Annotated in this window: 18 protein-coding genes; 8 read left to right on the top strand and 10 right to left on the bottom strand. The window is 64.9% G+C overall.

What is annotated here, in order from left to right:
- The first annotated feature begins 63 nt into the window (after positions 1 to 63).
- Positions 64 to 1,195 (top strand): peptide chain release factor 2 gene (prfB, locus tag FMZ75_RS00170; protein WP_166140875.1). Its coding sequence is split into 2 segments (ribosomal slippage): positions 64 to 132 and positions 134 to 1,195, totalling 1,131 coding nucleotides; the frame shifts between segments, so codons are not numbered across the junction.
- Between the two features lie 255 nt (positions 1,196 to 1,450).
- On the opposite strand, the gene glnA is transcribed toward prfB, so the two are convergent.
- The 4 genes from glnA to sseA all read right to left on the bottom strand — a co-directional run bounded on the left by glnA (position 1,451) and on the right by sseA (position 5,774).
- Positions 1,451 to 2,860 carry a type I glutamate--ammonia ligase gene (gene glnA / locus FMZ75_RS00175; protein WP_108916136.1) on the bottom strand — a complete coding sequence of 470 codons (1,410 nt, stop codon included), beginning with the start codon at positions 2,858 to 2,860 and terminating at the stop codon, positions 1,451 to 1,453.
- A gap of 99 nt (positions 2,861 to 2,959) precedes the next feature.
- The gene (locus FMZ75_RS00180) at positions 2,960 to 3,298 is read right to left on the bottom strand and encodes a P-II family nitrogen regulator (RefSeq protein WP_108916135.1); all 339 of its coding nucleotides are present in this window, start codon (positions 3,296 to 3,298) and stop codon (positions 2,960 to 2,962) included.
- A 249-nt stretch (positions 3,299 to 3,547) separates the two neighbouring features.
- Complete coding sequence (locus tag FMZ75_RS00185; protein ID WP_142864603.1) at positions 3,548 to 4,567, bottom strand: glutamine synthetase beta-grasp domain-containing protein; 1,020 nt, start codon at positions 4,565 to 4,567, stop codon at positions 3,548 to 3,550.
- 334 nt (positions 4,568 to 4,901) lie between these two features.
- Positions 4,902 to 5,774: a 3-mercaptopyruvate sulfurtransferase gene (gene sseA / locus FMZ75_RS00190; protein WP_166140876.1), complete on the bottom strand. Its 873-nt coding sequence runs from the start codon at positions 5,772 to 5,774 to the stop codon at positions 4,902 to 4,904.
- 141 nt (positions 5,775 to 5,915) lie between these two features.
- Here sseA and FMZ75_RS00195 point away from each other — a divergent pair, with 141 nt between their 5' ends.
- Both FMZ75_RS00195 and FMZ75_RS00200 read left to right on the top strand, forming a co-directional pair.
- Positions 5,916 to 6,332 carry a hypothetical protein gene (locus FMZ75_RS00195; RefSeq protein ID WP_166140877.1) on the top strand — a complete coding sequence of 139 codons (417 nt, stop codon included), beginning with the start codon at positions 5,916 to 5,918 and terminating at the stop codon, positions 6,330 to 6,332.
- 97 nt (positions 6,333 to 6,429) lie between these two features.
- A complete protein-coding gene (locus FMZ75_RS00200; protein ID WP_108916133.1) occupies positions 6,430 to 7,272 on the top strand; it encodes a DUF3108 domain-containing protein in 843 nt (280 codons plus the stop codon).
- Between the two features lie 33 nt (positions 7,273 to 7,305).
- Here FMZ75_RS00200 and FMZ75_RS00205 read toward each other — a convergent pair whose 3' ends face one another.
- Complete coding sequence (locus FMZ75_RS00205; protein ID WP_142864617.1) at positions 7,306 to 7,707, bottom strand: DUF1190 domain-containing protein; 402 nt, start codon at positions 7,705 to 7,707, stop codon at positions 7,306 to 7,308.
- A 755-nt stretch (positions 7,708 to 8,462) separates the two neighbouring features.
- Here FMZ75_RS00205 and FMZ75_RS00210 point away from each other — a divergent pair.
- Complete coding sequence (locus tag FMZ75_RS00210) at positions 8,463 to 9,344, top strand: response regulator transcription factor (protein ID WP_166140878.1); 882 nt, start codon at positions 8,463 to 8,465, stop codon at positions 9,342 to 9,344.
- 70 nt (positions 9,345 to 9,414) lie between these two features.
- Here the strand turns inward: FMZ75_RS00210 and FMZ75_RS00215 are convergent, their stop codons facing one another.
- Both FMZ75_RS00215 and FMZ75_RS00220 read right to left on the bottom strand, forming a co-directional pair.
- Positions 9,415 to 9,789 carry a hypothetical protein gene (locus FMZ75_RS00215; RefSeq protein ID WP_108916131.1) on the bottom strand — a complete coding sequence of 125 codons (375 nt, stop codon included), beginning with the start codon at positions 9,787 to 9,789 and terminating at the stop codon, positions 9,415 to 9,417.
- A gap of 138 nt (positions 9,790 to 9,927) precedes the next feature.
- Positions 9,928 to 10,773, bottom strand: coding sequence for a hypothetical protein (locus FMZ75_RS00220; RefSeq protein ID WP_166140879.1), 846 nt, complete (start codon positions 10,771 to 10,773; stop codon positions 9,928 to 9,930).
- A 288-nt stretch (positions 10,774 to 11,061) separates the two neighbouring features.
- On the opposite strand from FMZ75_RS00220, the gene FMZ75_RS00225 reads away from it, so the two are divergent.
- Positions 11,062 to 11,370, top strand: coding sequence for a hypothetical protein (locus FMZ75_RS00225; protein WP_166140880.1), 309 nt, complete (start codon positions 11,062 to 11,064; stop codon positions 11,368 to 11,370).
- Positions 11,371 to 11,376: 6 nt separating this feature from the next.
- On the opposite strand, the gene FMZ75_RS00230 is transcribed toward FMZ75_RS00225, so the two are convergent.
- Positions 11,377 to 11,619 carry a cysteine rich repeat-containing protein gene (locus tag FMZ75_RS00230; RefSeq protein WP_108916179.1) on the bottom strand — a complete coding sequence of 81 codons (243 nt, stop codon included), beginning with the start codon at positions 11,617 to 11,619 and terminating at the stop codon, positions 11,377 to 11,379.
- 229 nt (positions 11,620 to 11,848) lie between these two features.
- Here FMZ75_RS00230 and FMZ75_RS00235 point away from each other — a divergent pair, with 229 nt between their 5' ends.
- The 3 genes from FMZ75_RS00235 to FMZ75_RS00245 all read left to right on the top strand — a co-directional run bounded on the left by FMZ75_RS00235 (position 11,849) and on the right by FMZ75_RS00245 (position 16,856).
- Positions 11,849 to 12,325, top strand: a complete 477-nt coding sequence (locus FMZ75_RS00235; protein WP_108916128.1) for a MarR family winged helix-turn-helix transcriptional regulator — start codon at positions 11,849 to 11,851, stop codon at positions 12,323 to 12,325.
- A gap of 68 nt (positions 12,326 to 12,393) precedes the next feature.
- Positions 12,394 to 15,582 (top strand): efflux RND transporter permease subunit, encoded by a 3,189-nt coding sequence (locus FMZ75_RS00240; RefSeq protein WP_166140881.1) that lies wholly within the window; start codon positions 12,394 to 12,396, stop codon positions 15,580 to 15,582.
- Positions 15,579 to 16,856, top strand: coding sequence for an efflux RND transporter periplasmic adaptor subunit (locus FMZ75_RS00245; protein ID WP_166140882.1), 1,278 nt, complete (start codon positions 15,579 to 15,581; stop codon positions 16,854 to 16,856). Before FMZ75_RS00240 ends, FMZ75_RS00245 begins: the two co-directional genes overlap by 4 nt.
- A 7-nt stretch (positions 16,857 to 16,863) precedes the next feature.
- Here the strand turns inward: FMZ75_RS00245 and FMZ75_RS00250 are convergent, their stop codons facing one another.
- Together FMZ75_RS00250 and FMZ75_RS00255 are read right to left on the bottom strand one after the other, a co-directional pair.
- Positions 16,864 to 17,112, bottom strand: a complete 249-nt coding sequence (locus FMZ75_RS00250) for an exodeoxyribonuclease VII small subunit (RefSeq protein WP_108916125.1) — start codon at positions 17,110 to 17,112, stop codon at positions 16,864 to 16,866.
- Positions 17,113 to 17,181: 69 nt separating this feature from the next.
- Positions 17,182 to 18,537 (bottom strand): cytochrome P450, encoded by a 1,356-nt coding sequence (locus FMZ75_RS00255; protein WP_166140883.1) that lies wholly within the window; start codon positions 18,535 to 18,537, stop codon positions 17,182 to 17,184.
- Positions 18,538 to 18,664: the final 127 nt, after the last annotated feature.

Consider the following 18,664-nt stretch of genomic DNA (forward strand, 5'->3'; position numbering starts at 1 on the left):
GCGTCTTGCTCTAATACCTCCGGCCTCGGGCCGCCGGCCCTGAGCCCAAAAGGGATGAGAGACATGCGCGCCGAGCCGCTTGCGCTGAAAGAACAGATCGAGCAGTCCATGGGACTGCTGAGGAGGCATCTTTGACGTCGAGACTTCAACGCGACGTCTCGCCGAGCTGAACGCCAGGGTCGAGGACCCCGATCTCTGGAACGACGCCGAAGCCGCGCAGAAGATCATGCGCGAGCGCACCCAGCTCGAGGATCAGCTCTCCTCCATCGCGCGGCTCGACCGCGACCTCGAGGACGCCATCACCCTCGTCGAGCTCGGCGAGGCCGAGAATGACGCCGACACCGAGAAGGAAGGGATCGCGCAGCTCGTGGCGCTGCTGAAGGAATCGCGCGAGCGCCAGATCGAGGCGCTGTTCTCGGGCGAGGCCGACGGCAACGACACTTTCATCGAGGTGCATTCGGGCGCCGGCGGCACCGAGAGCTGCGACTGGGCGCGAATGCTGTTCCGCATGTACGCCCGCTGGGCGGAGCGCAAGAAGTTCAAGGTCGAGGTGATCGAGGAGACGGCCGGCGACGAGGCCGGCATCAAATCGGCCACTCTGCTGGTCAAGGGCATGAACGCCCATGGCTGGGCCAAGACCGAATCGGGCGTGCATCGTCTCGTCCGCATCTCGCCTTTCGACTCCAATGCGCGGCGGCACACGAGCTTCGCCTCGGTCTGGGTCTATCCGGTCATCGACGACAAGATCGACATTCAGATCAACGAATCGGACTGTCGCATCGACACCTATCGATCGTCGGGCGCGGGCGGCCAGCACGTCAACACGACGGATTCGGCCATTCGCATCACCCATATTCCGTCCGGCATCGTCGTCGCGTGTCAGGCGGAGCGCTCGCAGCACAAGAACCGCGCCACCGCGTGGAACATGCTGCGCGCCCGCCTCTATGAGGTGGAGTTGGAAAGGCGCGAGGCGGAGGCCAATGCCGTCGAAGCGTCGAAGTCCGATATCGGCTGGGGCCATCAGATTCGCAGCTATGTGCTGCAGCCCTATCAGCTGGTGAAGGATTTGCGCACCGGCCACACCTCCGGCACGCCGGACGAGGTGCTGGACGGCGAGCTCGACGATTTCATGCAGGCCTCGCTCGCTCAGCGCGTGCTCGGCGGCGGGCCGGAGAAAGTCGAGGACGTCGACTAATCTGTCGGCGGCAGTGACGATGGGTTGAAGCTTCCTCATCCTGAGGAGCGGCCGAAGGCCGCGTCTCGAAGGACGAGGAAGCTTCACGCGCGTGGCCTTCAGCAGGCCGACTACCGGATCTCGCCCTCGTGCTTCGAGACGGTCGCTTCGCGACCTCCTCAGGATGAGGGCGAGGTTTTTTGTCCCTCGACGATACGACAAACAAAAAGGGCGGCCTTTCGGCCGCCCTATCGTTTCTACAGGATCGCGAGGCGATCAGTAGGAATAATACATGTCATACTCGACCGGATGCGGCGCCATCTCGAAGCGATAGACGTCCTGATATTTGAGGTCGATGTAGGAGAGGATGAAATCCTCGTTGAAGACGCCGCCGGCGGTCAGGAAGGCGTGATCGGCCTTCAGGCTGTCCAGCGCCTCGCGCAGCGAGCCGCAGACCGTCGGGATCGCCTTCAGCTCCTCCGGCGGCAGGTCGTAGAGGTCCTTGTCGGACGGCGCGCCCGGATCGATCTTGTTGGCGATGCCGTCGAGACCGGCCATCAGCATGGCCGAGAAGGCGAGATAGGGATTGGCCGTCGGATCGGGGAAGCGAACCTCGACGCGCTTCGCCTTCGGGCTGGTCGCGAAGGGGATGCGGCAGGAGGCCGAGCGGTTGCGCGACGAATAGGCGAGCAGCACCGGAGCCTCGAAGCCCGGAACCAGGCGCTTATAGGAGTTCGTCGACGGATTGGTGAAGGCGTTCAGCGCCTTGGCGTGCTTGATGATGCCGCCGATATACCACAGGCACTCCTGGGAGAGGCCGGCGTATTTGTCGCCGGCGAACACCGGCTTGCCTTCCTTCCAGATCGACTGGTGGACGTGCATACCCGAGCCATTGTCGCCATAGACGGGCTTGGGCATGAAGGTCGCCGTCTTGCCGTAGGAATGCGCCACCTGATGAATGGCGTATTTGTAGATCTGCAGATGGTCGGCGACGGTGACGAGCGTCGCGAATTTCAGACCGAGCTCATGCTGCGCGGAGGCGACCTCGTGATGGTGCTTCTCGACGGCGACGCCCATGGCCGCCATGGCCGCCAGCATTTCGCCGCGCATGTCCTGGGCGGAGTCGATCGGCGGAACCGGGAAATAGCCGCCCTTGGTGCGCACGCGATGGCCGAGATTGCCGCCCTCATAGGCGGTGTCGGAATTGGTGGGCAGCTCGACGGAGTCGACGGTGAAGCCGGTGTTGTAGGGATCGGTCGAGAAGCGCACGTCGTCGAAGACGAAGAATTCGGCTTCCGGACCGAAGAAAGAGGTGTCGCCGATTCCGGTCGACTGCAGATAGGCCTGGGCCTTTTTGGCGATGCCGCGCGGGTCGCGGTTGTAGGGCTGGCCGGTGGTGGGCTCGACGACGTCGCAGACGATGGAGAGGGTGGAGGCGGCGAAGAAGGGGTCGTGCGTGACCGTCGAGAGATCGGGCAGGAGAGTCATGTCCGACTCGTTGATCGCCTTCCAGCCGGCGATCGAGGAGCCGTCGAACATGATGCCTTCGTTCAGCGCGTCCTCGTCGATGATCGACACGTCGAAGGTGACGTGCTGCCACTTGCCGCGCGGATCCGTGAAGCGGAAATCCACATATTTTACGTCATTGTCGGCGATCTGCTTGAGAACGTCCTTGGCCGTGGTCATGTCGTGGAGCCTTCAGTTCGATGTGGACGGTCGAGTCCAGCGCGGGAGACGAGAATGAATGCCGGGGGGCGGCGGGGCGTCGGCGATATCCGGGCGAAATCAGATGGCGTCCGCGCCGGTCTCTCCCGTGCGGATGCGGATGGCGCCTTCGACATTCGAAACGAAGATTTTTCCGTCGCCGATGCGTCCGGTCTGCGCGGCTTTACGGATGGCTTCGATGGCGTTGTCCACCGCGTCGTCGGCGAGCACGATCTCGATTTTCACCTTGGGAAGAAAATCGACCACATATTCCGCGCCGCGATAGAGTTCCGTATGCCCCTTCTGGCGACCGAAACCCTTCGCCTCGGTGACAGTAATGCCTTGCAGGCCGGCGCTCTGGAGCGCCTCTTTTACTTCATCGAGCTTGAAGGGTTTGATGATCGCCTCGATTTTCTTCATTCACCTTTCCCCGCATCGCTCATGTCCCTCGCGCCGAAATCCAAGTTCGATCCGGCCGAGGAACCGATGGGGCTCATAGCATTTGCTGCAAAAATGTTCCACGGATAAAATTGTGCGGCCAACCGCGGGCCACGCCTAAATTCTGGGCGTCGCCTGCGGTCGGCCTGCTCGCATGTCCCGCTCCGGCTTCGGAGGCGCCGCCCGAAGCTCGCGCTTCGGAAAGCGCGTTTCGGAGCGACGCCGGGCTCCTCAGTGGGTCGGCACGGTGGAGATGGTTTTCAGAATCTGCGAGGCGATCTGGTAGGGGTCGCCTTGCGAGTTCGGGCGGCGATCTTCTAGATAGCCCTTATATTCGTTCTTGATGAAGCTGTGCGGCACGCGGATCGACGCGCCGCGATCCGCCACGCCCCAGCTGAAGGTGTGGATCGACGCCGTCTCGTGCAGGCCGGTCAGGCGCATGTGATTGTCCGGACCATAGACGGCGATGTGATCGTCCTTGGCCTTCTCGAAGGCGCTCATCAGCTGCTCGAAATAGGCCTTGCCGCCCACTTCGCGCATGTAGCTCGTCGAGAAATTGGCGTGCATACCCGAGCCGTTCCAATCCGTGGCGCCGAGCGGCTTGCAGTGGAACTCGATGTCGATGCCGTATTTCTCGGCGAGACGCAGCAGAATGTAGCGCGCCACCCACATCTCGTCGGCCGCCTTGCGGGAGCCCTTGCCGAAGATCTGGAATTCCCACTGGCCCTTGGCCACTTCGGCGTTGATGCCTTCGTGGTTGATGCCGGCGGCGAGGCAGATGTCGAGATGCTCCTCGACGATCTGGCGCGCGATGTCGCCGACATTCTTATAGCCGACGCCGGTGTAATAGGGACCCTGCGGGGCCGGGAAGCCCGCCTCGGGGAAGCCGAGCGGACGGCCGTTCTTGTAGAAGAAATATTCCTGCTCGAAGCCGAACCATGCGCCCGGATCGTCGAGAATGGTGGCGCGCGCGTTGGACGCATGCGGCGTCACGCCGTCCGGCATCATCACCTCGCACATCACCAGCGCGCCATTGGTGCGGGTGATGTCCGGGAAGACGGAGACGGGCTTGAGAACGCAGTCAGAGCTTCTGCCCTCCGCCTGCTTGGTCGAGCTGCCGTCGAAGCCCCACAGCGGGAGCTGCTCCAGCGTCGGGAAGCTCTCGAATTCTTTGATCTGGGTCTTGCCTCGGAGGTTCGGCACGGGCGTGTAGCCGTCGAGCCAGAGATATTCGAGCTTGTATTTGGGCATTTTTATTCGCCTCCTTACCCTTGATCGACGCTCGAAGCGGCGCCGTTCGACTTCGTCGGCGGTCTCGCCGAGGCCGTTGACGGCGCTGGGCCACAGCACGGCTCGTGCCAAAGCCGAATTCAGCCCGATCGGCAGGCGTCGCAGGGCGGAGGACGCGCCGTCATCGGCGCGCGCGGTTTTTTGCAATGACTTATTTTTCAGTATTTTTACGTAGATTGCAGCCGAGGCTCCGCCGCGCCGCGCGCGAGCCGACGGCGCATCGTCGAGCGGCGCCGGCATTCGCGACGGCGCCCCCGAATTAGGCTCATCGCCTTGTTTTGTCGCAGAGGCTGTTTCAGCCGGCCGGGCCGACGACGACGGGCAGCTCGGCGCGCGCGCCCCATTCCGACCAGGAGCCGTCATAGACAGTGGCCGGGCGACGTCCCGAGGCGGCCAGCGCCAGGCTGAGGATGGAGGCGGTGAGGCCGGAGCCGCAGCTCGCGATCACTGGCCGATCAGGGTCGATCTGCGCCTTTGCGAAGGCCTCCGCCAGCGCCTCGGCCGGCTTCATGCGCCCATCGGCGAGGAGATTGCCGAAGGGCAGATTGAGCGCGCCGGGCATATGGCCGGCGCGCAGGCCCGGGCGCGGCTCGGGAACGCTTCCCGCGAAACGCTCCGCCGATCGCACGTCGACCACCTGCGCCGAGCCGTCCGCCAGAGCGCGCGTCACATCGGCGGCGTCGGCAACGAGGGCGTGATCCATGCGCGCAGTGAAATGGCGCGGCTTGCGTTGCGTCTCACCCTGCTCGAGCGGACGTCCTTCCGCTTTCCAGGCCGGCAGTCCGCCATCGAGGACGGAGACGTCGGCGACGCCGAAGACGCGCAAGGTCCACCATAGGCGTGGCGCGGAGAACAGGCCGAGACTGTCATAGACGATCGCGCGCATTCCGTCGCCGAGGCCGAGCTTGCGGACCGCCGAGGAGAAGGCGACCGGGTCCGGCAGCATATGCGGCAGATCGGTGGAATGGTCGGCGATGGCGTCTATGTCGAAGAAAACGGCGCCGGGAATATGGGCGTCCAAATATTCCGCATGGGCGTTTCGGCCGGCGGCCGCCATGTGCCAGGAGGCGTCGAAAATGACGACGTCCGGCGCATGGAGATGATCGGCGAGCCATTGCGTCGAGACGAACAGCGTCTCTTGATCGATGTTCGGAGCGGCTGTCGGCATGGCGGTTCTCCTTGTCGATCCCGGCGGCTCTCCTGCCGATCCCGCCGCTGCGGCGGCGATGGCGTCGACCTCGCGATCGTTGTAGCAATGTATCAGAATCGATTCGCTCCCGACATCGCCCCAAAAGACGAAAACCGCCACATGCTCGAGATTCCCGGCAAGGCCTGCGGTCCCTGCGCCTTCTGCTGCAAGGTGCTGGAGATCGAGGAGTTCACCAAGAAGGCCGGCGTCTGGTGCGAGCATTGCACGAAGACCAATGGCTGCGGCGTCTACGCCACGCGCCCGGATGTGTGCCGCGACTATCATTGCCGCTGGAAGGAAGAGCGCTCGCTCGGCGCGCAATTGCGGCCGGACAAGGTCGGCACGCTGCTGATGGACGATCCCGACAGCGACGAATATCACGCGGTCTGCGACCCCGAAAAGCCGTTTTCCTGGCGCAATCCTCTCGTATTCAAGCACCTGGTGAGCGAGGCGAAGGCCGACCGCATCGTGGTCGCCAAAGCGGGTTTGCGCGCCTGGCGCATATTCGCCGACGGCAGCTGGCAGGAATGGGCCTGAGCCCGGCCGTCTCCTCCGGCGCGATCCGAGCATCGACAAGCGCCCGCGCCTGGCTCATCGTGCCCAGGACTGATTCGATCGATCGCAGGTCACGAGAATGGCGTTTCTCACATCTGTTCCGGGCGGGGCCGGACGCGGCTCGACCCGCAGCGTCGTGGCGCTGGCTCTGCTCGTCGCCGCCGCGCCCTGCCGGGCGGAGACGCTCAGGGCCAATTTCGCGCTGAGCCTGCTCGGCCTCTCCATCGGCCACGCTTCCGCCAATGGCGTCATCGAGGGCCGCAATTATCGCATCGACATTTCGATGCGCACCACCGGCCTCGCCTCGCTCGTCAACGACACGCGCGGCGCCGCAACCGCGGCCGGCGCGCTCTCGCGCGACGGGCTCGCGCCGGCGAGCTACGCCAACACCACCTCCAACACTTACGAGACGCGCACGGTCCGCATGGCGCTCGCCAACAATATCGCGCGCGCCGTGCATGTGGAGCCGACTCCCTGGGACATGCCTGTGCGCATCCCGGTGACGGACGCCAACAAATCCAACATCATCGATCCGGTGAGCGCGCTGATCATGAGCGTTCCGGCGAGCGAGCCGCTGGTCGGCCCCGCCGCCTGCAATCGCACCATTCCCGTCTTCGACGGCGTGACGCGCTTCGACGTGACGCTCGCTTTCGTCGAGATGCGCAATGTGGAGACGCGCGGCTATTCCGGCCCGGTCTCGGTCTGCGCGGCGCGCTATCATCCGATCGCCGGCCATCGGCCGGACAGCGTCTCCACGCGCTTCATGGCGGAGAACAACGACATCACCGTCTGGCTCGCGCCTTTGCCCATGGCGCACGCCGTGGTGCCCTATCGCATGGCGCTGCGCACCACGGTCGGCATGTTGACCGTCGAGCCGGCCGAGTTCCACCTCAGCGGGCGGCGCCAAGCTGCGGACAGATAGGCGGCGGACAGACAGGCGCTCGGCGTCCGCCTTTCAGTCGATGCGGATTTCGCGCGTCTTCTTGCGGTTCAGCCGGTCGGACTCGTATTCGAGATAACGCACTTCCTTCGGCTCCGCAGATCCCGGCGCGAGGCAGAAGGAGGGCGTCGGCGTGAAGCGGCCGTCGGCGCCGGCGAAACATTCGGAGAACCGCACCTCGCAATCGAAGGCGGCGTCGGTCCGCGGCGCGACTTTCGTCGCGAGAGCGCGCGCTTTTTCGACGGCGCTCGCGCAAATGCCGGCGTCGACGCCATAGGCGCGGCACTGCTGGACCGTCGCCATGTAGCGTCCGTCGCCCGAACAGGCGGGCGTGCGGCGATAGCCGAAGAACCAGACGGCGCCGGCGAGAGCCGCGACGCCGGCGACGGCGATGAAGGTGAGCGAAGGGCGGGCCATGGCTTTGGTTTTTTCCGTTCTTCTTCGTCGAGCCGCAGCTTCAATAACCGCGCCGAGCGCGCCTCGGCAAGCCCTCTCCGCCGCGATGGCGGCGGCGCCACATCTTGACGAGGATCAAAGGCTAATATAATTGCCAACAACGTGTCGCGGGCGTGGATCGCGGCTTCGCTCGGCGGTTCGTGCGAGTTCGCGCCGAACGCAAAAGACCGTCGGCGCGTCTCGGATCGCGGTCGGCCCCTAGAGGGCGTTCTCGGAATTCGAGCCGGCGACGATATCCACCAGAACGTATCGCACTCAAAGGCGAGACATCGCCTGTCTTGGGTGATATCGTGGCGCGATAGGCAGCCTGAACGAGGTCGGGCGTTAAAAAAGGAGGAAGCGTTATGGGAGCAATTCTCGAGCTTACGAGCTATGCGGCGACGCCGGTTGGCATGATCGCGATCATCGCGCTCGGCGCTGCGGCTTATTTCGCCGCTCGCTGGGTCCTGAGCGACTGACGCTTCAGAACCGGTCTACGGATATGACGCGGCGCATCGGCTCGATCGATGCGCCGCTTCTTTTTGCCGGCGCGAATCCCGGCCGCGTGGCCTCTGAAAGAGTCCGCCGCCGGCGGTTTGAAATATGCGGCGAGGCTTTCCAAGGGCAGCCTCTGGCGATATAGTCCGGCCTACCCACTCGGGGAGCCTCGCGCCGCCCGAGCCTATCCTGTCCGCGACGGCGGCGCTCTCACCCGGAGCTTTCAATTGGAGTGGTCCATGGCCACGACGTCTTCGACGCGGCCCGGAGACGAACGACCGCGAGCCGTCGGACGTCCCGGCCCGACCCGCGCGCCCGAACGTTCCCAGGAACGTCCTTCGGGACGCCCTGCGGCGCAGGCTGCGGCCGATGGCGCGCCGAGCGCTCTGCGGCAAAAGGCCGAGCGCGCGGGCGACGACCGCGGCGAGGCGGGCGCGGCTTTCCCGATCGACGTCGCCATCGCCGACAAGAGCCCGCTGATCCTCGCCGGGCTGGAGGCGCTGCTCGCCGATGACCGCCGCTTCAATCTCGTGCTGAAGGTCACGGACGGCGAGGAATTTCTCGACGCCGCCAAGCTGCAGCGCTTTCAGATCGCCATCATCGGCTGGCAATTGCCGACGCTCCACGCGCGGGAAGTGCTGCGGGCGCTGTCGCGCCAGCCCTCCGCGCCCAAGATCGTCGTCTATAGCGGCACCAATGATCCGGCCGCGCCGGCGGAGACGCTGCAATTGGGCGGCGCCGGCTTCGTCAGCAAGCGCGCTCCGCCGGAGCGTCTGCTGGACGTGCTCGCCTCCGTGGCGGCCGGCGACATGGTGTTTCCCTTCGTCGATATCCGCAAGATGCGCGCCGATCCGCTGGAGAATCTCACTCTGCGCGAGCGCAGCCTGCTGTCGGCGCTCGGCTCGGGACACACCAACAACCAGCTCGCCAAGGATTTCGGCGTCTCGATCAACACGATCAAATTCCATTTGCGGAATTTGTTCGAGAAGCTCGAGGTGCGCAATCGCGCCCAGGCCATCGCGCTCTTCCTCGAGATGAAGCACGGCTCCTGGAGCGCGGCGACGCCGGGCGGCCGCGCCGAGACGGCCGGCGTCCGCGGCAAGAAGCCGCCGCGCGATTAGCGTTTCCAGGGCCGTGCGAGGCCGGCTCGCGCGTCGCGGGCCGGCCCGATGAGCTTTCCCCTCGAGGCGATCAGGGCCACCAGATCGGCGCGATGCCGTCGCGATAGGGCAGAACCTCGAAGCGGCGGCGGTTCGGCAGCGTCTCCTGCATGAACCAGCTGCGCTGATTGTCCTCCATCGGCTGATAGGCGAAATAGGTCGCTTCCACCATATAGCGATTGGTGGAGCCGACCGGCACGACCGGGCCCGGATCGAGCCAGCTGCGGCGCGGAACGACGAGCGGCTGGCGCACATAGGGGATGGGGCCGGTCGCCACGATGACTCCCGCCGGCGCGATGACGGGATGACGATGCGCCGCGCGATGAGTCTTTGCGAGCGCCTCGCCCGCCGTCGCGAGGGCGAGAAGGCAGGCGAGTCCGGCCGACAAATTGACGAAATGACGCATCCTCATCTCCTGATTCCGATATCGACGCGATCATAACCAATCGCGCCGCCGGGCGATACGGGCCGCCGTGCGGCGCGCCTCATGAAAGCTGAAGGCGGCCCGGCGAAAGCGCCGGATCGCCCCTAAGCAGCGTCGATCTCAGTGGCGCGCGGCGCGTTTTTTCGGCGCCGGCTTGGCGGCCTCCGCCTCGCCCGCAGGGGCGGCGGCGAGGCATCCGGGCCCTTCGAGCCTGGGGAAGGAGCGAGCCAGCGCTCTATTGTCGCCGGATGGCAGATAATAGACCCGATCGAGCAGGCAGCCCAAGGCGCGGCGATCCATCGGCTTGGTCCCGGCGCCGCAGGCGACGCCCGCCATTTCCATCGACAGGCTGGCGTTGACGAGGCGCACGGCGAGGCAGGAGCGCTCGCCCGCGGCGGCCGCGGCGGCCGCGGCGACGCCGCCCTCACGTAGCGACAATTTGATTTCGGCGGCTTCGAAAGCGCCCGCGCGCGTCACCAAGGGCGTCGGCTGGCCGATGCGGACCACGCCGAGGCCGGCCCGGGCGGCGTGCCGCGCCACATCGAGGAAGAAATCGGAATTGCCGAGCTTCTCGCCGGCCGGCTGCAGAATATCGAGCCGCAGATAGGGTCTGCCATTGTCGAAGGCGCCGAAAGTGTGCGTCTCCTGACGTCCGCCCGAGGGCAGCGGTGGATCGAAGGCGATTTTCGGGTCCTTGTCGATCTCCGGCGCCTCCAGCCGGAAGGCGGCGGTCCGCTCCGGGGCGGCGGCGGGCGCCGTTGCGGCGGCGGGCGTCGCGCGCGCCATCGGCGTGGCGGCCGGCGTCGGCGCGGCCTGCTGCTGTGGCGCGCGGACGAAGGCGAGCGAGCCGGCGAGCACGAGAAGCGCCACGACGCCCATCGACACTGCGGCGAGATTGCCGAGCGGGCGGGCCCTCAACGGGCCGGCGGCATAAGGGAGGTCATCGCCGGAAACCGACAAACTCATGACGCAACTCCAACGGCCCGACGTCTCGCGGGCTTCACATACGGATCGGGCGCGCTGTCCCGAGACATAATCTGCCGATGAACATTGGCGTTAAGCGTAAACATTCCGTTGAGCATGGCGGAGTTTCCGCTCGCCGCGGGGATGGGCTGCGCAATGGCGCAGGGTTTGCGCAGCCCGTCGCGACGTCGAGACAAACTTCGGACAAGAAGCTCCGCAAAAGAGAAGCGTCCGGATCGACATAGGCGCGACACGACGTCGCTCTCATCCGGTAAACCTCGAGGAAGTGGCATGAAGATTCTCGCAACGGCGGCTGTCGTGACTTTTATCTCTTTTCCCGCCTGCGCTGAAAAAGTAGCGTTCGGATGTCAGCTGGTGACGCAATACAGCGTAGATCAAGTCGGTTATCTTCTGAGCGAGGCGCGTTCGGTCATCGGCGACCACGAGACCAATCGCATCTACGGCCATTACGTGAGCCTGCGCAGCGCCTGCCAATATGACGGCGGCGCCACGCGCGTGGTGAATGTCCCGCCGGCCCTGCGCGATCTTCTCGCTCAGAACGGCGTCGACATTCGCCGTTTCGCCGCGCGGCGGATGTGAGCCGCGTCAATGGCGGCCGCGCTTCCTGCCGGCCGCGGCCCCGCGAATCTGCGCCTTGCAGGCGCGGCTGAGCCCGCCGAAATTGGCCTTCAGGCAGCTTTCCACCGCCGCCTCGTCGGGCACGTAGCGCTCGCAGAATTTATAGGCGTCGTCCGTGCAGGCCGAGCGCTGGCGGGCCGTTCCGCGCGTCGCCGCGTCGGCCGAGGCCGCGCAGATCAGCAAGAATGTGCAAGCCAATAGCAGCCTCATCCCGTCATCCTCCCTGTGGCGTGGCGCCGTTGCGCGCCCGTCTCGGCGCCGAATTGCCATAATTACGATAGGCGCGAGACGCTGCGCGGCAATCGGCCCGTGCGATCATCCTAAATAGGGCCCTGATCCTTTCGGGGTGGGCGCCGCCTCGGACGGGGCTTGAAATCGGCGCGGCACGTCTATTTAATAAGCATACTTATCAGAAGCACGGCTATAGAAAGCGTGTCCAATGCCCTCGCCGCCGCCGACGACCTTCTGCTTTCTGCTGCATGATGCGGCGCGGCTGATGCGTAAGCGTTTCGAGCAGAACGCCCGCCAATTGGGCCTGACGCGCGCGCAGACCCAGGCCCTGGCCTATCTGTCGCGCAATGAGGGCGTCAGCCAGTGCGTGCTGGCCGAAATGCTCGATCTCGAGCCGATCACCCTCGGCCGCACCGTGGATCGGCTGCAGACGATGGGCCTCGTCGAGCGGCGGCCGCATGAGAGCGACCGGCGCGTCTGGCTGCTGTTTCTGACCGAGACGGCATGGCCTCTGGTCGAAGCCATCGCGCCCATCTCGGAGGCGACGCGCCTGGAGGCGCTGGCCGGCGTCAGCGACGAGGACCGGGCCACATTGATGCGCGTGCTGGGGACCGCGCGCGCCAATCTGATCGAAAAAATGAGCTGTTCCGCGAAGAAGCCGAAAGCGCGGAGCGCCGTCGGCTGAGCGGAAGCGTTACGTGGCGAGAGCGATGCGGACAGCGGCCCGCGTCGTGGTGAGAGTGGAAGACGTTCATGGAACTCGTCAAATATGCTCTCAAATTTCGGCTGACGTTCTACGTCCTGGCCATATTGATGACGTTCCTCGGCGGCGCGGCGATCGTCTCGACGCCCAAGGACGTGTTTCCCAACGTCGATATCCCGGTCGTGACGGTCATCTGGTCCTACACCGGCCTCTCCACCGCCGAGATGGAGAGCCGCGTCACCACTTACGCCGAACTCTCCACGAGCAACAACGTCAACGGCATTCGCAATATGGAGAGCCAGACGCTGCAAGGCGTCGCGGTGATGAAGATCTATTTCCAGCCGGATGTGAACATAGAGCTCGCCATCACGCAGGTCGTCTCGGCGATGAACTCCATTCGCGCCTTGATGCCGCCCGGCATCAATCCGCCGACCGTCATCCGCTATTCGGCCTCGCAAGTGCCGGTCATTCAGCTGGCGCTCTCCAGCAAGAGTCTCGACGAGCAGCAGCTCTACGACATGGGCCTCTATCGCGTGCGCCAGCAGCTGACGACGACTCCCGGCGTCACTCTGCCGACGCCCTGGGGCGGCAAGCAGCGCCAGATCATGGTCGATCTCGACACGGCGACGCTGCAGGCGCGGGGCTTGACGCCGCTCGATGTCGTCAACGCCATCACCGCCGGCAATCTGGTGGTGCCGTCGGGCCTCGTGAAATTCGGCGATCTGCAATATGTCGTGCGCCTCAATTCGACGCCCGACGCGCTGTCGACGCTCAACAGCATTCCGATCCGCGTGGCCGATGGCGCGCCCTTGCTGATCCGGGACGTGGCGCAAGTGCGCGACGGCAGCCCGCCGCAGCAGAATATTGTGCGCGTCGACGGCTCGCGCGCCGTGCTCTTGACCATATTGAAGAACGGCAACGCCTCGACGCTCAATGTCGTCGAGAATGTGAAGGCCGGCATCGCCAAGCTGCGCGAGGCGATTCCCAAGGACACCAACATAGCGGAGCTGTTCGACCAGTCGGTCTTCGTCTCCAACGCAATATCGGACGTGCTGCACGAGGGAATCATCGCCGCCGGCCTCACCGCGCTGATGATCCTTCTGTTCCTGGGGTCCTGGCGCTCGACCCTGATCGTGGTCATCTCGATCCCGCTGTCGATCCTCACCTCGCTCGCCATACTCAGCGCGCTCGGCCATACGATCAACATCATGACGCTGGGCGGCATGGCGCTCGCGGTCGGCATATTGGTGGACGACGCCACAGTCGCCATCGAGAACACCTATCGTCTGTTCGAGGAGGGCAAGGATTTCCGCCATGCGGTGGCGGAAGGCGCCGCCGGCATCGCCAAGCCGGCGCTGATCTCCACGCTCGCCATTTGCGCGGCCTTCGTGTCCGTGCTCTTCCTCACCGACGCCGCGCGCTTTCTCTTCGTGCCGCAGGCTCTGGCCGTCGTCTTCGCCATGCTGGCCTCCTATTTCCTGTCGCGAACGCTGGTGCCCATATTGATGGACCAGCTGCTCATCCATGAGCATCACGCGGAGCGCGAACGCGAGAGCGACGCGCGGGGTCTCGGATTTTCGGCGGCGCTGACGCGCATTCAGCTCGGCTTCGAGCATGGGTTCGAGAAGCTGCGCGGCCAATATGCGCTGCTGCTGGTCGCGGTGCTGCGCCACAAGGGCCGCACGCTCGCCTTTGTCGCCGGCGTCTTCGCTTTCGGCGCCTTTCTGTTCGTCTCCGTCGGCGAGGATTATTATCCGCAGATCGACGCCGGCCAGATGACGCTGCATGTGCGCGGCCGCTCCGGCCTGCGCATTGAGGAGACCGAGCGTCTCTTCCAAAAGGTCGAGGGCGTCATTCGCGAGGTGATCCCGCAGCATGAGCTCGCTCTGATGATCGACAATATCGGCCTGCCGCAGATCACCTATAATTACGCCTTTTCGGACGGCACGACGGTCGGCTACAACGACGGGCAGATCATGATCTCGCTCGCCCATGGCCATGCGCCGACGGCGGTCTACATGCGCAAGCTGCGCGAGGTTCTGTCGCAGCGCTTTCCGGATTCGATCTTCTATTTCCAGCCGGCCGACATCGTCACGCAGATTTTGAACTTCGGCCTGCCGGCGCCGATCGCGCTGCGCGTCGTCGGCCGCGACGCGCCCGGCAATAAGATCATCGTGCGCAAGCTGCTGGATCGCGTCAAGGAAGTGCGCGGCGTCGTCGATGCGCATATTCATCAAATTCTCGACGCGCCGGAATTCTTCGTCGATATAGATCGCTGGAAGGGGCAGCAGCTCGGCGTCAGCGTTCAGCAGGTCGCCAATAATGTGAATATCTCGCTCTCCTCCTCCTTCCAGGTGACGCCCAATTTCTGGGCCGATCCGACGACCGGCATTCCCTATCAGGTGGCGGTGCAGACGCCGGAATATCGCGTCGCCTCGCTCAACGCCTTCGCCAATACGCCAATTTCCGATCTGACCGGCGGCTCTTCGGCGCAGGTCGATCTGTTGACCAATGTCGCGCAATGGAAGCGCGGCGTGGAGCAGAGCGTCGCCACGCATTCCAACACGCAGCCGACCTATGACGTCTACGCCAATATTCAGGATCGCGATCTCGGCGGCGTGGAGCGGGATTTGCGCAAGGCGATCGCCGAGATCGAGCCGGAATTGAAGCCCGGCAACTACATCGTCATCCGCGGCCAGATCGACAGCAAGAATCAGGCTTTCGCGCGCATCGGCCTCGGCCTCGTCGCCTCGATGATCTTCGTCTATCTGCTGATGGTGGTGAACTTCCAGAGCTGGGGCGATCCTTTCGTCGTCATATTGGCGCTGCCCATCGCCTTTTGCGGAATCGTCTTCGCGCTCTACGTCACCGGCACGACCTTCTCCATTCCGTCATTGATGGGCGCCATAATGTCGGTCGGCGTCGCTTCGGCCAATTCCATCCTGCTCGTCACTTTCGCGCGCGAGCATCGCGAGGAGACCGGCGTCTCCGCCGAGGCGGCGGCGATCGAGGCCGGGCTGACGCGTATTCGTCCGGTGATCATGACGGCGACGGCGATGTTCGTCGGCCTTCTGCCCATGTCGCTCGGGCTCGGCGAGGGCGCCGAGCAGAACGCCGCGCTCGCTCGCGCGGTGATGGGCGGCATCGCCTTCGGCACATGTTCGACTCTGCTTTTCGTGCCTTTCCTCTATTCGCTGCTGCGGCGTGGAGAGGCGCAACCTCCGAGGGATTATCTATGACCGAGACGTTGCAGCCGCAGGGACGCGGATTCGCTTCGACCGGCGTCGGCGTGCGCGAGGCGCCGCCGCCGCGCCTGCGAAGGTTGCCTTTCTTTCTTGTGCTCGCGCTGCTCGCTCTGGTGCTGCTCATCGGCTTTCGCCGCCATGCGGCGCAAGAGCACGATGCGCAAATGTTTCAGCAGGAGCAGGCCAACGCCCCGCTCAGCCTGCGCGCGACCAAAGTGACGAAAGTCGCGGGCCCCGTGCATGTCGAGCTGCCGGGCCAGACGCTCGCTTGGGAGCAGGCGCGTCTTTTCGCCCGCGCGACGGGTTATATCGCCGAGCGCCGCGTCGACATCGGCAGCAAGGTGAAGCAGGGCGATCTTCTCGTTCGCATTTCCGCGCCCGATCTCGACCAGCAATATTCGCAGGCGCTGGCGCAGCTCGTGCTCAACAAGGCGCAGCTCCTGCAATCCAAGGCGCAGGTCGAGCAGAACAAGGCCAATCTCAACCTCGCCAAGCTCACCTATGGGCGCAGCTCGCAGCTCGTCAAAAACAATTACGAGAGCAAGCAGAACAACGACATCAACGCCGCCAATGTCGAGACGCAGGCCGCCAATCTGCAATCGGCGCAGGCGGGCGTCGAGGTGGCGCAGGCCAATATCGCCGCGGCGCAGGCCAATGTCGATCGGCTGAAGGAGCTCGTCGGCTTCAAGGACGTCGCCGCGCCGTTCAAGGGCGTGGTGACGGCGCGCAACATAGAGGTCGGCGATCTCGTCAGCGCCGACGCCAATAGCGGCACGCCGCTGTTCTCCATGGCGCGCGACGATATCATGCGCGTGCAGGTGTCGGTGCCGCAATCGGAGGCGGCCGGTCTCGTCGATGGGCTCGAAGCCAAGGTGCTGCCGCCGGAAATGCCCGGCAAGAGCTTCAAGGGGCGCATCGCGCGCAACGCCAGTTCGCTCGCCGCCGCCTCGCGCACGCTGCTCACCGAGGTCGACGTGCCCAATCCGACCGGCGAGCTGAGGCCGGGCATGTTCGTGCGCGTGGTGCTGGACATTCCACGGCCGCGGCCGCTGGTGAACATACCGGCGCCGTCGATCCTCTTCGGCGCCGACGGACCGCGCGTCGCGGTGATCGACAAGGACGATGTGGTGCGAATGGCGAAGATCGGCATCACGCGCGATTTCGGCACGAATGTCGATGTGGATCAGGGCTTGACCGGCGACGAGATCATCGCGCTCGATCCGCCCGCCGACATTCGCGACGGCCGCAAGGTGACGATCCGCAAGTGAGCGAGAGTCACTCGACGTCGAGCGGCGCTGTTCCCTTGGGCGCGCCATCGGCGCCGAGCGTGATCTTCTCTATGCGGGCCTCGGCCTCGCGCAGCAGCGCGTCGCAGCGCTTCTTCAGCGCCTCGCCGCGCTCATAGAGCTTCACCGAATCGTCGAGCGAGACGCTCGCCTTCTCGAGCTTGCCGACGATCTCCTCGAGCTCCTGTATCGCCTTTTCGAAGGGCAGGGCTGCGATATCGGAATTGGCGTCGGACAATTGGCTTGCGGACAATTGGGTCTTCCCTTCGGCTCACGGTTGCGCCGCCGGGCGAGAGACGGCTGGCGATCAGTCGCTCTCTACCACGAAATGCTGCGGGAAGGGCGTGCCGCCGCCGTCGATCTGGCCCGCCGCCCCGGCGGCGCGGCGCAGATTGGGCCGCGCCAGCACGGGGCGCAGAATGGCCGGGATCACGGCGCGATTGATATAGGCGCCGAAGCAAGTGTGCAGGCCATAGCCCCACAGAATATATTCGCCCCAGGGACGATCGACGCGGAACTCGTTCGGCTTCTCGATCTTCAGCGGATCGAACATGGCCGAGAGATTGGCGGCGAGCACCATGGCGCCCTCGGGAATTTTGCGGGCGCGGAAGGTATTGGCGGCGATCACCGTGGAGCGGTTGGCGCGGCGATAGATCACGGGATTGACCGGATTGAAGCGCAGCGCCTCGAAGAGATAGGCGCCGAGCAGCGCCTCGTCGCCGGCTTTCGCCGCGGCATGGGCGCCGGCCAGCGCCTCCGGCCGGTCGAGCAATTGGTCGAGCGCCTGCACCGAGGCTTTGGAAATGGTCGGGATCGCGCCGATGACGAGGCCGATGAGATTGTTGCGAATGGCGAGATCGTCGAACTCCGGCGCGCCCTTCTGCAGATCGAGCGCGCGGCCGAGCACGTCGTCCTTCGTCTCTCCGCTCGCCTTGCGCGCGGCGATGGCGGCGTCGATCGCCTTGCGCAGCTCGGCGGCCGCCATCAACGCCTTCGTCTCGATCGCCGGATCGCCTTTGAGATCGACGAACAGCCACCAGAAAAGGCTCGTCGCCCAATGAATGGCGTCGGTCTCGGCCTGCGCCGAGACGCCGAAATATTCGGCGACGATGGCGGAGGGGACGCGCAGCGTCAGCTCCTGCGGAACGTCGATGCGCGTCGGAAAGGCGCTCGCATAGGCCTCGGCGCGGGCGCGGGCCAGCGGCGTCACCAGCGTCTCGACGTCGTCGCGGCGCATGGCGAGCTTCATCAGCGAGGTGTCGTGCTGATATTGCGCCGTATTCTGCATTCCGAGGAAGAAATTGGGGCCGCCTGTGATGGCGCGCATCTTCGGCTCGTAGACGACGGCGAAATCTTCCTCTCGATCGAGCACCTCGATCACATCCGTGGCGCGGGTGACGAAGGCCGTGCCATTGTTCTCGTAGCTGGTGATGAGCTGCTTGGCGATGAAGAAATTGGGCAGCACGGCGCGCAGCACCGCAAAGACCTTGATCTGCGAACTCGGAAGAGTGAGCGCGCCGACGAGTCGCTCCTTCAGTGGTCCCTTGCCGGAGAGGAGAGCGCGCGCCGCCACCGCGAGCAGCGAGAACAAGGCGACGACGGCGTCCGCGAGCGTCAGCGCATAGGCGCGCAGAGAGGCTATAATGTTTTTCAGCAAAGTCATCGTCTCTGTCCCGCTGTCTATCGCCGGAAAGGCCGTCTCACCCTCCCCTTCCGGGGGAGGGTGAGACGGCGAAGCCCTCCGGGGTGGGGTTGCTCCCAGAGATCGGGGACGTGTCACCCCGCTCCCG

The sequence above is a fragment of the Methylosinus sp. RM1 genome, assembly GCF_011378635.1.
GTDB classification, from domain to species: Bacteria; Pseudomonadota; Alphaproteobacteria; order Rhizobiales; family Beijerinckiaceae; genus Methylosinus; species Methylosinus sporium.